Here is a 16,235-nt window from a genome sequence, read left to right on the forward strand (position 1 = left end):
ATGGCGACCAACTGCTTCCTCATCGGCGCGACCCGGGTGCTCACCCGGTGCGCCGCGCAGCTCGTCGACGCGGGCGTCCGGATCGAGGGCATCTTCAGCAACGATCCCGCCGTGGCCGCATGGGCCGGCGAGCACGCCGTTCCCGTGCTCGACCCGCACACCGACCTGCGGGCGGCGCTCTCGGAGCAGCCGTTCGACTACCTCTTCAGCATGGTCAACTTCCGGATCCTGTCCGGTGAGGTACTCGGCCTCCCCAGGATCGCCGCCGTCAACTTCCATGACGGTCCTCTGCCCCGGTACTCCGGCAGCCACGTCCCCGCCTGGGCGCTGTACGAGGGCGCGACGCGGCACGCGGCGACCTGGCACCTCATGACCGAGGCCGTGGATGCAGGAAGTGTGCTGCTGGAGCGCTGGTTCCCCGTCCGCGAGCACTCCACCGCCCTGTCGCTGACCTACGAGACGGCCGAGGCCGGCATCGAGCTCTTCGGCGACCTCGTACCGCACGTGGTGGCCGGGGCACTGCCCGAACCGATCGACACGAGCGACCGTGAGCGGCGGTTCTACCGGCGGTCCGACCGCATGGCCTCCGGCGGGCTGATCCACTCCGGCATCTCCGCCGCCGAAGCCGAGCGTATCTCCAAGGCCCTCGACTACGGCTCCTTCCCCAACCCGCTCGGCGTTCCGACCCTCGTCACCGAACAGGGCGCGGTCTTCACCCGGCAGGTCAGGCGCATCCCTCGGGACGAACCCCGTACCGGGACCACCGTCCTTTCTGTGACCACGTCCGCGATCACCCTGTCCGCCCCCGACGCGGACATCGTCCTGAGCGACTGCACCGCCGTCGACGGGAGCGCCCTCAGCGGGCAGGCCGCCGCTCAGCGACTGGGCATCACCCAGGGGGCACCGCTCCCCGCCGTCTCGGACGAACGGCTGGCGGCCATCGCCGCCGCCCAGAAGCAACTGCGGGCGAACGAGCCGTGGTGGCGCGCGCGCCTGGAGCGGATGCGCCCCGCGCCGCTGCCCGCCGACGACTTCTCCGCCGCTTCCGCGCACTACGGGCGTTACGAGCTGGCCTTCGTGCCGGGCTCCCGCGATGAGGCGGTCGCGGTCGTCCGCGCCTTCCTCGACGTCGTGGCGGAGCGCACGGGAGAGAGCACCTTCGACTTCGCCTGGTCGCCGTCGGCGGCGCGCGCACTCGCCGAGGAGACCCACGGCATCGCCGCCTCGCGCTTCCCCGTGCGGTTCGACGGCGACAGCACGCCGTCACTGCGGGAGAAGCTGGACGAGGTGGCTGCCCGGAAGGGCTACGCCGGCGACCTCGAGGTCCGCCTCGGTATCGCGGGACGACCGTTGGGCTCCGACGAGCCGACGTTCACCAGGGTCATGGTCCTCGAGCGGCTCGCGGGCGAGGAGGCGTCGGCGGAGCCGCACACCGAGATCGCGTTGCTGTGCCTGCAGGACGGTCCTCCCACGGTGTTCGTACGGGAGACCGCGATGGGGCCGGAGGAAGCGCTGGCGTTCACCGAGCGCGTCGAGGACGTCGCCCTGAGGGCGCTGCTGCACGGTGAGGACGTACTGCCCACCGCCCAGCAGGACGGCGCCGACGCCGCGTCCGCGAAGGCCGGTGCGGAGCACCCGCTTCCGAACGTACCTGCGGAACCCGTCGATGCCGATGCCGAGTCCGGCGCCGAGCCCGAATCCGAGCCCGTGGCCTGGACACAGACGCAGGTGCGGGGACAGGCCCAGGCGCCGGCCGACAGGACCGTGCTGGACCTGATCGCCGCCACGGTCGCCGACCGGCCCGGTGCCGTCGCGGTCCGCAGCGGTGACCGCACACTCGACTACGCCGCCCTGGACGCCTGGGCGGACGCGATCGCCGCCCGCCTGCACGACCAGGGCATAGAGGCCGGATCGGTCGTCGGCGTGCTGGTGGAACGAGGCATCCATCTGATCCCCGCCGTCCTCGGCGTCCTGCGGGCCGGTGCCGCCTTCCTGCCGCTGGACCCGGGATATCCCGCGGAGCGGCTGCACCGGTACGTGGACGTGTCGCAGTGCGACCTCATCGTCACCGACGTGCGCACCCACGCCCTGGGCGAGTCGCTGGGAAGCGCGCTGCGCGTGCCCGAGCCGGACGGTTCGGCGCAGGCGGTGCCGCCGCGGGTCGGTGCCCACGACCTCGCCTACATGCTGTTCACCAGCGGGTCGACCGGCGACCCGAAGGGCGTGGAGGTGGAGCACGGAGCCCTGGCGAACTTCCTCACCGGCATCGGCGAGCGCCTGGGATCCTCGGCCGACGACATCATGCTCGCGCACACGACCGTGGCCTTCGACATCTCCCTGCTGGAGCTGCTCCTCCCCCTGACGGCCGGTGCGACGGTCCTCCTCGCGGCCCGCGAGGCGGCCCGCGACCCACGCCAACTGGCCGAGCTGACCCGCGAGGTGACCGTCGCCCAGGCGACGCCGAGCATGTGGCGCCTCCTGCTGGCCACCGGCTGGACACCGCACTCGGAGCTCACCGTCCTCTCGGGCGGCGAGGCCCTGCCGCCGGCGACCGCCGAGGACCTGCACACATCGGCGCGCGATCTGTGGAACCTGTACGGGCCGACCGAGGCGACCATCTGGGCGTCGTGCCACCACGTCACCACGGTGGGCGCCTTCCTGCCCTTGGGCGAGCCGCTCCCGAACATGGAACTGCACGTCCTGGACGAGCGGTTGGAGCCGAGCGCCCCGGGTACGACGGGGGAGCTGTACCTCTCGGGTGCCGGGCTCGCGCGCGGTTACGCGGGCCGCCCGGACCTCACGGCGGAGGTCTTCACCGTCCACCCCGTCACCGGGGTACGTCTCTACCGGACCGGCGACGAGGTGCGGCTCCACGACGACGGCCGGATCCAGTGGCTCGGCCGCGTCGACGCCCAGGTGAAGGTGCGTGGCAACCGCATCGAGCCCGCGGAGATCGAGCGGGTCCTGGAACGGTTCAGCGGCATCACGGCGGCCGTGGTCGTCGCCGCGCGGTTCGAGGGCGGCGGTGAACCGCGACTGACCGCCTACCTGGTCGGCGCCGGCGCGCCGGCGAAGGCCCAACTGGACGACTTCGTGGCCGGTTTGCTGCCCGACTACATGGTGCCCGACGCCTACCTGCACATCGACGCCCTCCCGTTGACCGACAACGGCAAGGTCGCGCGGGCCCGGCTGCCACTGCCGACGCGGGACAACATCATCCGTTCCACCGCCGCTCCCGCCGCTGTGGCACCCGCCGTGGCACCCGCGGAGCCGAAGCGCGTGGCGTCGCCGCGTACGGGCGATCGGGCACGGCCGGCGGGCGGCGTCACGGCGAGCGGCATGACCAAGGAGGCGCTGGCGGAGTCGATCGCGCGGGTCTTCGCGGCCACGGTCGGGCACAGCAGCTTCGCCGTGGACGCCAACTTCTTCGACCTGGGCGGCGATTCGGCCAACGTCACGATCGCCGCCGTGCGGCTCAGCGGTGAGCTGGACGCCGAGATCACCGCGCCGGCCATCTTCGCGACCGGAACCCCGGCCAAGCTGGCCCGGCTGCTGGGTGACGAGGGCCTGGTGCGGATCGTCGGGACCGAAGCGGAAGTCTCCGAAGCGGAACTGCCCGAGGCGGAGAAGTCCGAAGCGGGCGCGGGCGTCGGGCCGGCGGTCGCCGCGGCGGAAGCGGACGATGCCCTCGCGGAGGACTCCGTATCCGTACCTGAACCGGCGCACGTGGAAAGGCCTGTTCCGGTCGCGACGGCAGCGGCGACGCCGACGGACGCCCTGAACGGGCCGACGCGGCGGGACGCCGCCGACGACGACGCCCTCGCCGTCATCGGCATGGCGTGCCGCTTTCCGGGGGCCACCACCCCGGACGAGTTCTGGCTCAATCTCGTCAACGGAGTCTCCAGCTTGGGGCAACTGCCGGACGGCAAGCGCGGCTGGAACCACCTGTGGTCCGACACCGACGACATTCCGGCGGGGTGGGTCGACGGCATCGAGTTCTTCGACGCCGCACGCTTCGGCCTCACGGACCGCGAGGCCCGGCGACTGGACCCTCTGCAGCGGATCCTGCTCAGCGTGACCGCGGAGGCGCTGGAGAGCTGCGGCCACGACCACACATCGCTCGGTACCGACACCGGAGTGTTCATCGGCACCATCGCGAGCGACTTCCCGGACCTGGTGGCGCGGAGCATCGGCCATGGCGACCCGCACGTGGCGACGGGTACCGCCATCTCCATGGTCGCCAACCGGCTTTCGCACGTCTTCGACTGGTCGGGGCCGAGTTTCGCCGTCGACACGGCATGCTCGTCCTCACTCGTCGCACTCCACCAGGCGGCCATGCACCTGCGAACGGGCGAGGTGGACGCCGCCGTGGTCGGCGCGGCGAACCTGGTCCTGACCCCGGACAAGACGCGTTCCTTCGCACGCAACGGGATGCTGTCCCCTCAGGGCGTGTGCCGGGCCTTCGACCATGAGGCCGACGGATACGTACGCGGAGAGGGCTGCGGTGTCGTCGTCCTCAAACGGCTCGCCGACGCCGAACGCGACGGTGACCCCGTCCTCGCCGTGATCCGCGGCACCGCCGTCAACCACACCGGCGGAAGTGCCGGCTTCCTGACGGCGCCCAGCAGGCCGGCACAGGAAGCGGTGCTGCGCAAGGCACTGGTGGCCTCCGGGCTCACCGCCGTCGACATCGGTTACGTCGAGGCGCACGGCACCGGCACACAGCTCGGCGACCTCATCGAACTCGAAGCCCTGCAGGCGGTCCTGGGCGATACGGCCGCCCGGCCGGTCGCCGTGGGCTCCGTGAAGACGAACATCGGCCACCTGGAACCCGCCGCAGGCATCGCCGGACTGATCAAGACGATTCTCGCGCTCCAAGCCGGATGCATCCCGCCGTCCCTCAACTTCAGCACCCCGAACAAATCCTTCGACTTCGAAAGCTCGCCCCTGTTCGTCGCCGACCGTCTCCTTCCGTGGGCCGGGCGGCGGGTCGCAGGGGTCAGCAGCTTCGGCTTCGGCGGCGCGAACGCCCACACAGTGGTCGAAGCGGCCCCCGGCGCAGTGTCCGGGCCCACGGACAGGGGACCGCGCCTGCTCACCCTGTCGGCGGGATCGGAGACCGCGCTGCGCACCCTGACGCACCGGCTCGTGCTGATGCTGCGCTCCTCATACTGCCCTTCCCTGACGGCCCTGAGCGAGGCGAGCCGGCAGCGCCCGGCGGCGACCCACCGTCTGGCCTGCGTGGCGGACAGCGTCGAACAACTCGACGACAAGCTGCGGCTGTTCCTGGCCGGGGTGGACGACACCCGTTCCCTCTACGTCGGGGTCGCTCCCGAGACCGGGCGCACGACTGCGGCGCCCATCGGTGCCGCAGCGAACCGGGAGGCACTCGACTCGGCGGCGCGGAAGTTCGTCGCCGGTATGGACCTTCCCGCCGGGCAGCGCCGTGCCGGCGTTCGCTTCCCGACCGCGCCGCACGATGAGAAGTACCTCTGGCTGGAGCCTGCCGGGACGCCGGCCGCCGCGAGCGGGCCGCGCGGCGGCGCTCCGGGGAGCGGTACTCCGGCCGATGACGCCACGGCCGACGAAACGCACACCGGCGATGCCCCGGCCGGTCGTACGACGAGTTCGTGGACGGAGCTACCGGAAGCCGCGGAGCACGTGGTCCTCGGCAGGCCGACCCTCCCCGGGGCCGCGTACCCCGGCAAGGTGGCGGAACTCATCGGCCGGGACCGCTTCGGCCTGCGGGACATGACCTTCCGCGTGGCCGTCGAAGCTCCCACGGCCCTCTCGGCCGAACGCGACGGAACCTCGGTCGCCTTCCGCGACGGCAGCGGCGCCCTTGTCTGCAACGCGGAGGTGACCGGTCCCGAGCGGCCGGTACTCGCCGCGCCGGCGTCCGGCGACGGATTCGCCGCCGTGTCGCTCGACGCCATGTACCGCGCCTTCGAACGCGACGGGCTCGCCTACGGCGCCGGCTTCCGCACCGTTGCCTCGCTGACCGCCACGCAGGGCGAGGCGATGGGGGTGCTGCGCGCGGACACGCCGCCCACGGGTGTGGTGGACGCCCGGCTCCTCGACGGTGCTTTTCAGGTCGCCCTCGCGGCGTGCGGCGCGGAGGGACTGTACGTGCCCTTCACCATCGAACGGCTCAGCGTCCTCGGCCGCCTTCCCGGCAACGCCCGGGTGTACGCCCGGCGCGACCGGGACACGGGACCGGACTCGGGTCTGCTGACCGCGAGCCTGGTGATCCTCGACGGCGACGAAGCCGTGCTGGAGGCTCGCGGGATCACCTGGAAGCGACTCTCGTCGGCGCCGTCGGCCGGAGCGCCGTTGTCCGGGCCGACGCACTCAAGGACGACACGGTCCGGGACGAAGGGGTCCGGGACGACGCGTGACGCAGTCCGTACTTCTCACCCCGCGTCCCCAGGGGCGGCCCCGGGCAACGGTCACCGCCCCACGGCGGTCCCGGGCGCGGCGGGCGGCCTCGACACCGCCCTGGCCCGGTGGGTGGCGGCGGCCCTGGAGATGGACGTCGAGGACCTCGAACCGGACCGCCCGTTGCAGGAGCAGGGGCTCGATTCGATGCTCGCCGTCTCGCTGGCGCAGGACATCCGGGCGAAGCTGGACGTCGACATCCCGGTGACGCTGGTGCTGGAGGTCGGTACGGTCGACCGCCTGGCCGCCGAGCTGCGTGAGGAGTACGGCGTCGCGGCCGCACCGGCCGATGGCACCTCCTCCGGGAGCGGTGTCCAGCCGGCCCCGGTGCCGGATCAGCGCACGGTCGTCGGACACGTGTCCCCGGCTGCGGAAGTCGGGTCCGCTGCCGAAGGGAGGCCCACGGACGGCACCGGTGCACTCGAGGCCGCAGCCGTACCCTCGGCAGCAGCGGGCCCGTCGGCGCACGGCGGGACCGTCGAGGCGGCGGCCACGGACCTCCACGACCTCGCCGTCATCGGCTTCGACGGAGTCTTCCCGAACGCCGCCGACACCACGGAGCTGTGGCGGGTCCTCATGGCGGGGGAGGACTGCCTGCGCGAAGTACCGGCGTCACGCTGGGACATCGACGCGTACTACTCCACGGACGCCGAGCCCGGCACCGTGTACCTCAGGCGTGCGGGCTTCGTAGAGGGGCTGAACGACTTCGACGCAGGGTTCTTCCGGCTGGCGCCCGCCGAGGCGCAGTGGATCGACCCCCAGCAGCGCCATCTCGTGCAGTCCGCCTGGCGCGCCCTGGAGGACGCGGGCCTCGCCGGGAGTCGGCAGCGGTCCACGGGAGTGTTCGTGGGCGCCAGCTACCAGCACTACCGCGACGTCGTCGTCGGTGACGTCGTGCAGACGGCGGCGGGCCTGGGCAATCACAACGCGATCCTCGCGAACCGGGTGAGCTATTTCCTGGACCTGCACGGTCCGAGCATGACGATCGACACGCTGTGCTCGTCGTCCCTGGTCGCCCTGCACACGGCGGTACGCAGCATCCGCGACGGCGAGTGCGAGCAGGCCATCGTCGCGGGTGTGCACATGGGGATGTCGCCGCAGTACTTCCAACTGGGCTCACGACTCAGGTCGTTCTCGCCTTCGGGTGCGTCGCGGGCGTTCGACGCGGGTGCGGATGGGTTCGTGCCGGGTGAGGGTGTGGTCACGGTGGTGGTCAAGCCGTTGCGGGCTGCTGTGCGGGACGGTGACCGGGTCCGGGGGGTTATCAGGGGTACGGCGGTCAATCACGGTGGGCGTACGAGTGGGCTGACGGTGCCGAGCAGTGGGGCTCAGCATGAGGTGATTGCTGCTGCGTTGGGTGATGCGGGGGTTTCTGCGGAGTCGATCGGGTTGGTGGAGGCGCATGGGACGGGGACGAGTTTGGGTGATCCGATCGAGGTGGAGGGGTTGTGTCGGGCGTGGCGGCGGCATACGGGTCGTTCGCAGTTCTGTGCGATCGGGTCGGTGAAGTCGAATATTGGTCATCTGGAGCCGGCGGCGGGTTTGGCGGGTCTGGTGAAGGTGTTGTTGGCGATGGAGCATGAGTGGATTCCGCCGACGTTGCATGTGGATCGTCCCAATGATCACATTCGGTTCGAGGACACGCCGTTCTATCTGGCTGATCGTGGGCGGCCGTGGCGTCGTGGTGGTGGTCCGCGCCGGGCTGCGGTAAGTGCGTTCGGGATGGGTGGTGTCAATGCGCATGTAATTGTCGAGGAGGCGCCGGTGGTGCCGGTGCGTGGGTCGTTGGCGCAGGACAGTCATGTGGTGCGGGTGAGTGCGGCCGATGAGCCTGCGTTGCGTGCGCTCGCCGCCGCCTACGCCGACCGGTTCGACATGGCACGCGACGACTGGGAGACCGCCGATCTGTGCCACACGGCCAACGTGGGCCGCTCCCCGCTGGAGTTCCAGACGGCCGTGCACGGAGATACGGCCGCCGAGATCGCCACGGCGCTGCGCTCCGTCGCCGCCGGCAGTGTTCCGGTCGCCCGCGTCGACATCGATCTGACCGCCGAGAAGGCCATGAGCGGCACCGGCTCGCCTGCCGCACCGCACCGTCACCGCGCCGTCGCCGACATGGTCGGAGCCGGGTACGCGCACATCGACTGGGCCTCCCTCTCCGCTCCGGGCGCGCGCATCACGGATCTTCCGACGTATCCCTTCGCCCGCGGGACGTACTGGCACATGCACCGAGCGGCGGCGTCGGCAGCGGCCGAGGCCGGGCCCCAGGCACTCCGTGTCCGTTGGCGCGTCCGTGAACTCCCGCCCGCCCCCTCGGCGGAGCAGGCCGCGGTGCGCCTGGTCACCGCGGAACCCTCGATGAGGAACGCGCTGACGGCCGCTCTCCGTGACAGGGGAGTGCGTGTCGTGGAGCCGGGGCAACGGGCCGACGGAGCCCTCGTGGTCGACGCGTCCCGCGGCCGGGCCGACGGGCCGCCGGAACTGGGCGCCTTCTGGGCCGAGTTGGGCGACCTCATGAAGTCGCTGCCGCCGCACGGGAAGCTGCTCTGGGCGGGATACCTGGGAGCGGCCGTGCTCCCTGAGGAGCGCGGGAGTCTGCGCCCCGAGGCCGCAGCCATGGCGATGGCCGTCCGGGCCGCCTGCGCCGAGAACCGGAGGCCCTCCGCGATCGTCCACCTGGACCCGGCCGACCCCCGAAGTGCCCAGGTCCGGCAGATCGCCGCGGAGTTCGCCGCCCTGCACCCGGTCCCCGACGGTGCCGACGGAGCCACGGGTACGGGTACGGGTGCGGGAGCGACTGCGGGTACGAATGCGCCGCGTACGGGCACGGACGCCGGTACGGTCGCGGCCTACCGCAACGGCATCCGCTACGTTCCGGACATGGTGCCCGCCCCGGTCGGCCCGACGCAGGACGTGCCCACCGACGGGTACTACCTCGTGACCGGCGGACTGGGCGCCGTCGGGCAGCGCCTCTCCGAGCGGCTGATCGACCGGGGAGCCAAACGCATCGGCATCGTCGGGCGGTCCGCGGTCGACGCCGCGCGATCCGCTCCCCTGCGGGAACTGATGCGCCGGGCGGAGATCACGTACCTCCCCTGCGATGTGTCGGACGCCTCTGCTCTCACCGCCGTGGAGCAGGAGCTCGGCAGGCGCTGGGGACGACTCCTCGGCGTCGTGCACTCCTCCGGCGGCGTCAACCCGTTCGGGGCGATGCACCGGCGGCCATGGAGCGATGCCACCAAGGTGGTCGCGCCCAAGGTCTCCGGCTCGCTGAACGTCGTACGACTGGCGAAGGAGCAGGGCGCCGACTTCGTCGTCCTGGTGTCCTCGATAGCCGGTACGCAGGCGTCGGCCGGCCGGGGTCTGGTCGACTACAGCCTGGCCAACGCCTACCAGTTGGCCCTGGCCGAGTGCGAGAGCGACACCGCGACAACCGTCACCGCGCATGCGTGGCCCAACTGGACGGGCGTCGGCATGGAGGCGGACGCGTCCTTCTCCGCCGCGCACTCCATCGGTGCCGATCAGGCGCTGGACGGATTCATCGACCACGTGCGGTCGGGCGGTGCCGTGATCTTTCCGGGAAGCGCGGCCGAGGCCGCACCCGAGGAACCCGCGGAACCCGAGGAACCTGCCGAGCCCGCCGTGTTCCGTACGCCCGCGCCGACGAGTCCCACGGGAACGGCCGGGCCCGAGGCGCCCGGTTCCACGGCGGTCGCTTCCACGGGGGCGATCCGCACCGTGATCCCCGTGCCGGTGTCCGCCGGACGGGACACCGCAGCGATGCGCACGCGGGTCGGCGACGCCTTCCTCCATGTGCTCGGCGAGGACCCCGGCGATCGCCCGCTCCAGGGCCTGGGGCTCGACTCCCTGGTCATCGCCGAACTGACCACCGCCCTCGAGCAGCACAGCGGCCTCACCGTGGATCCGTCGCTGCTGATGCGGGCACGTACGGCGGACGACATCGCGGCCGGACTCGTCCTGATTGCCGCCCCGGCCGGGCCCTCGGCCTCCGGGCCGCCCGTCCCCGCCCGACCGGCCGCCCCCGCCTCTGCACAAGTCCCCGCTTCCGTACGAGTCCCTGCTTCCGTGCCCGACGACGTACGCGCCGCGGCGCTCAGCGCGTTGCTGCGTCCGCTGCTCACCCGTGACGGGGACCGGTGACGCCATGAACGACGAGCCGAACGAAAGGACTGCCGTGAGCGAGCTCGACAGCCGCATCGCCGTGATCGGACTCGCGGTACGGCTTCCGGGAGCCGAGGACGTCGTGGACCTGGCGGACATGCTGGGGCGCGACGGGGTCGAGGCCGACGAGGTACCGCCCAGTCGCTGGGCCCGCGATCTGTACCTCGGTGACGGCCCCCATCAGGGATCCCACCACCGTGGCGCGTTCCTGCTGGACCCGTTCTCGTTCGACCACGACGCGTTCGGCATGACCGCAGAGGACGCCGTGTTCCTCGACCCCCAGCAACGGGTGATGCTGGAGGTCGGCGCGCGTGCCCTGGAGGACGCCGGTTACCTGGGCGCCCGGCGCCGGCTCAATGCGGGCGTCTTCATCGGCGCGCGCATGAACTCGTACGGATTCGACCACGGCCGGAGCCCGGTCCCCACCGGCACGCCGGGTTCCGCCGACGGTCCCGTCCCCGCGGCCCTGTGGGGACGGTCGCAGAACTTCATGGCCGCCTGGCTCTCGGACCGCTTCGACCTGTCGGGCCCCAGCCTGGTCGTGGACACCGCCTGCTCGTCCTCGCTGACGGCCGTCTGGCTCGCCTGCCAGACCCTGGCCGCCGGCGCCTGCGAGCTGGCCGTGGTCGGCGCGGTCGACCTGCTGATCGACCCGCTGACGTTCGTGCTGCTCTCCCGTACCGGAGCCCTCTCCCCGGACGGCCTGTGCCAGACCTTCGACAGCAAGGCCAACGGCTATGTGCCGGGGGAGGGGGCCGCCGCCCTCGTGCTGAAGCCGATGACGTCGGCGCTGGCGGACGGTGACCTGATCCTCGGAGCGATCAGCGAGACCGCGGTCAACAACGACGGTCACACCATGGGGGTCACCACCCCGAACCTGGAAGCCCAGGTGGAGCTGCTGAGCAAGGTGTACGAGAAGGTCGACCCGGCGACGGTCCAGTACGTCGAGGCCCACGGCACCGGCACCGCCATCGGCGACCCGGTCGAAGTAAGGGCTCTCACCGAGGTGTTCGGCCGGCTGGGCGTTCCGCGGAACTCCGTGGCGCTCGGCTCCGTCAAGCGCCGCATCGGTCATCTGCACTCGGCGTCGGGCCTGGCCGGCCTGGCGAAGGTCATCGTCTCGCTGCGCGAAGGCAGGCTCCCCGGCCTGGCGGTCGACGCACCCAACCCACGCCTCAACCTGGCCGACAGCCCCTTCTACCTCCCCGACACACACGGCCCCTGGCCCGAGGCGCCGGTACGGCGGGCCGCGGTGAGCGGATTCGGCTTCGGAGGTACGAACGGGCACGTGGTGGCCGAGGCCGTCCCCCGCATCCTCTCTGTGCCGGCACCTGCCGACGGGGCGCCGCCCCGCCCGGTCCACGTCCTGCCCCTCTCGGCCGACAGCCCGTACGCGCTGCGTGAACTGGCGGCACAGTGGCTGGAGTTCCTGCCGACGGTCGCGGACGAACTCGGCGACGTGTGCGCCACGGCGCGTCTGGCGCGCCCGCACCGTACCGAACGGGTGGCCGTATCCGGAGCCGACGCGGACGAGCTGGCCTCCGCCCTGCGTGCGTGGCTCCTCACCGGCGACGTTCCCGTACCCGTGGGGACCGGGCGCCCGAGGGCCGCCGTATCGGTGCGTCCCTCGGGAGAAGCTGCCCCGCCCGCCTGGCTCCTGGCCCTCGATCGCTCCACGCCGGCCGTGAACGAGGTGATGGACCTCTTCGAGACGGCGACCGGTGTCCGGCCGGCCGAATTCTCCGGTGAGTTGCTGCGGATCAGCGCGGGGATCGCCCTGGCGATGGCGCTGCACGACCTGGGACTGCCCGAAGGGGCGGTGGACCTGCCCCCGGGATGGGAGGCGGTAGGGGATCTCGTACAAGGACGTGCCTCGCTGGAGCAGGCGCTGGCCGACGTGCTCAGGCGTGACGGCGACGCCCCCTCCGGGCTCGCGGGCGGGGCCGGCGCCGACAGCGGCGATGAGGTCTGCTCACGGCTCGCCGGGGCACGGGACGAGCGGGAAGTGGCCGCGGTACTCGCCGCGATCACCGCCGAGCTCTACCAGGCGGGCCAGGACATCGACTGGGTGGCGTTCCAGGGGGACAGGGCGTGGAGCAGACGTCTGCTGCCCTCGGCCCAACTGCGCGGGCGAGCCCTGGACCTGCGCGAGCCGCGACGCTCGTCCGAACCCGGGGCGCCCACAGAGCTCGTCCAGGACGAGGGAGGTACGGGATACGCCTTCTCCCGGGTGTTCGGACCGGGCGAGGCACCCGTTGCCCAGCACGCCGTGTACCGGAGGATCATGCTTCCGGGAGTGGGCTGGTTCGACTTCCTGCGCGAGGGGGCCGCGCTGCGCGGCGAACCCTTCCACGGGGTGCGGGACGTCCTGTTCCACCGTCCGCTGATCCCCTCAGGAGCGCACCGGGTGGTGTGCCGGGTCGACGCGGAGGGGCAGTTCACGGTCGAGGACGCCGTGAGTCGGGGTGTCTTCGTCACCGGCCGGCTCGCCAGGGAGCGCGCGCCCGAGCCGGTGCCCGTGCCGATCGACTCCCTCCTGGGTACCTGTGCCGACCTGCACGCGGGCTCTGGCCTCTACCGATGGCTGCGGCGGATCGGCTACCACCACGGCCGGTACTACCGGAACATCTCCTGGGTGGCGGGCCTGCCGGACGGCGGCACGCTCGCCCGGATCGAAGGCGGGCGCCAGCGGGAGATGAATCCGCCCGGGGTGGAGCTGTTCCCGGGGCTGCTCGACAGCGTGACCATCGCCGCGATCGACCCGGGCAATCCGGTGTTCGGCGCCGCGGACGCCTCCGCGTTCATTCCGCTCTCCGTGGGCCGGGTGCACGTCTTCGGGACGCTGGACGACGCCGCCTACGTACGGACGGAGATCGCCTTCTGGAACGACGAAGCGTGCCGGGTCACGCAGACGGTCACCGATGCGACCGGCAGGCCGCTGCTCGTCTTCGGCGACATGTCGTCCAAGCGGGTTCCCACGCATGCGTTCAGCGAGGAGAACACGGCAGCTCAGGCTTCGGAGGCACCTTCCGCCGCAAAGGCGCCTCTCGCCCCGACGACTTCACCGGCCGAGGCCACCTCGCATCCGACCGCCACCGCGTCGGCCCCGGTCACGGCCCCGGCCCCGGTCCCGGTCGTGGCGACGACGGACGCGGCGTCCGCCGTCGCCCGGACGCCGGTCCGGCCGCAGCCCAGGGCTGCGGCGCGCAGCGGTCAGGGGTCGGAGGCCGCGCGGGTGCTCGCCTGGTTCCTGCAACTCACGGGCACGGCGGAGGACCATGCGGACACCGAGTTCCTGTCCGCCGGATTCGACTCGGTGGGCCTGGTGACGCTGAGCGAGCGCATCTCCCAGGAGCACGGCCTGTCCCTCTACCCGACGGTCTTCTTCGAGTACCCGACCCCCCGGCAGTTCGCCGACTTCCTCGTGAGCGAGGCACCGGACTTCGCCGCCGCGACGGCGGCGGGTCCGGTCGGGGAGATGTCCGCGACGGCGCCCGAGGAGGCTCCCGCCGCAGAGGGCCCGGCAGCCGAGGAGGACCGGGCTCCCGCGGAAGTCCACGTTCCCGAAGCGGGCCCGGCCCCCGCGCAGGATCAGGACCCGGTGGCCCCGTCGGCAGAGGAGCGCATCACCACAGCGCCACGACGTACCAGCACGGCACGCCCGGCGGGCCCCGTGCCCGGCGAATCCCGCGCGCGCGACATCGCCGTGGTGGGCGCGGCCGTCAGGCTGCCGACCGCCCGCACCCTGGGGGACTTCGCGGAGTTGCTCACCGAGGGGCGGGACACCGTTCGCAGGCTGCCCGAAGGCCGTCGCAGAGAGGCGGACGGGCACGCACCGCATGCGTCGTTCCTGGAGAACGTGGACGAGTTCGACCCCACCCCGTTCCGGATCTCCGCCCGGGAAGCCCCCCTGATCGACCCGCAGGCAAGGATCGTGTACGAGACGATCTGGGAAGCCGTAGAGGACGCGGGCCGGCTCGGTGAGCGGGCCCAGGGCGGCAACACCGGCCTCTGGATCGCGTACAGCCACGATCACTACCACGAGGAGCGGATGCGTCACGGTGTCCCCGACGGGCGTGGCCTGGGGCTCGAGGCGATGATCGCGAACCGGCTCTCCTACCTGATGGACTGGCACGGACCGAGCGGACTGGTCAACACCTTGTGCTCGTCGTCCCTCGTCGCGATCCACACCGCACTCCTGCACCTGCGCGCGGGTGACATCGACACGGCCGTGATCGGAGCCGTGCACGCCGCCATCAGCCCGGAGTACTTCCGCTCGATGAGCGACCTGATGGCCCTGTCACCACGGCACCGCTGCCGCGCGTTCGACAGCACCGCCGACGGCTTCGTACCGGGTGAAGGGGCCGTCGCCGTGGTGCTGCGGCGGTACGACGACGCCCTGCACGACAACGACCGGATCCGTGGCGTGATCAAGGGAGCGGCCGTCAACCACGGCGGACGCACGACCCGTTACTCCGCACCGAGCCCCCGCGCGCAGCGGGACGTCATCGCTGCTGCGTTGGGTGATGCGGGGGTTTCTGCGGAGTCGATCGGGTTGGTGGAGGCGCATGGGACGGGGACGAGTTTGGGTGATCCGATCGAGGTGGAGGGGTTGTGTCGGGCGTGGCGGCGGCATACGGGTCGTTCGCAGTTCTGTGCGATCGGGTCGGTGAAGTCGAATATTGGTCATCTGGAGCCGGCGGCGGGTTTGGCGGGTCTGGTGAAGGTGTTGTTGGCGATGGAGCATGAGTGGATTCCGCCGACGTTGCATGTGGATCGTCCCAATGATCACATTCGGTTCGAGGACACGCCGTTCTATCTGGCTGATCGTGGGCGGCCGTGGCGTCGTGGTGGTGGTCCGCGCCGGGCTGCGGTGAGTGCGTTCGGGATGGGTGGTGTCAATGCGCATGTGATTGTCGAGGAGGCGCCGGTGGTGCCGGTGCGTGGGTCGTTGGTGCAGGACAGTCATGTGGTGCGGGTGAGTGCGGCTGATGAGCCTGCGTTGCGTGCGCTTGCCGCCGCCTATGCCGACCGGTTGGCGGTTATGCCGGATGATCAGCTGGGTGACTTCGCCTGCACGGCCAACACCGGTCGTGGTGTTCATCGTTACGGTTCGTTGGTTCATGGTCGTACCGGTCAGGAGTTGGCCGGCGCGTTGAACGATGTTGCGACCGGGCGGGTTGCCGGGGTCCGGCGGGTGAGTACTCCTGCGCCGACGGTGTTCATGTTCACGGGGCAGGGGTCGCAGTATGCGGGTATGGGCCGTGGTCTGTATGCCACGGAGCCGCATTTCCGTGAGGCGTTGGATGAGTGTGCCGAGTTGTTGGGGCCTCATGCCGGGGTTCCGTTGTTGGATCTGCTCTTCGGTGATGTTCAGGGGCGGCTTGACCGGACCGAGTATGCGCAGGTGGCGATCGTGAGTGTGCAGGTGGCGCTGGTGCGTTGTCTGGCGGCTTTGGGGATCGGTCCTGATGCGGTGGTGGGGCACAGTCTGGGTGAGCTCACGGCGGCTTGGGCGGCGGGTGTGCTGGAGTTGCCGGATCTGTTGCGTCTGGCGGCTGTGCGTGGGCGGTTGATGCAGTCGGGGCCTGCTGCGGGGGCGATGGCGGTGGTGC

At 71.5% G+C, this 16,235-nt stretch carries 2 protein-coding genes; both read left to right on the forward strand.

The annotated features are described in order from the left end of the window. Entirely contained in the window at positions 1-10,599 is a 10,599-nt protein-coding gene (locus ACFU5O_RS34390) for an amino acid adenylation domain-containing protein (protein WP_384246409.1), read from the forward strand. A 34-nt stretch (positions 10,600-10,633) separates the two neighbouring features. Further along, a partial coding sequence (locus tag ACFU5O_RS34395; RefSeq protein WP_384246410.1) for a beta-ketoacyl synthase N-terminal-like domain-containing protein occupies positions 10,634-16,235 on the forward strand: 5,602 nt, incomplete at its 3' end.

The sequence above is a fragment of the Streptomyces sp. NPDC057445 genome, assembly GCF_042802855.1.
Lineage (GTDB): Bacteria > Actinomycetota > Actinomycetes > Streptomycetales > Streptomycetaceae > Streptomyces.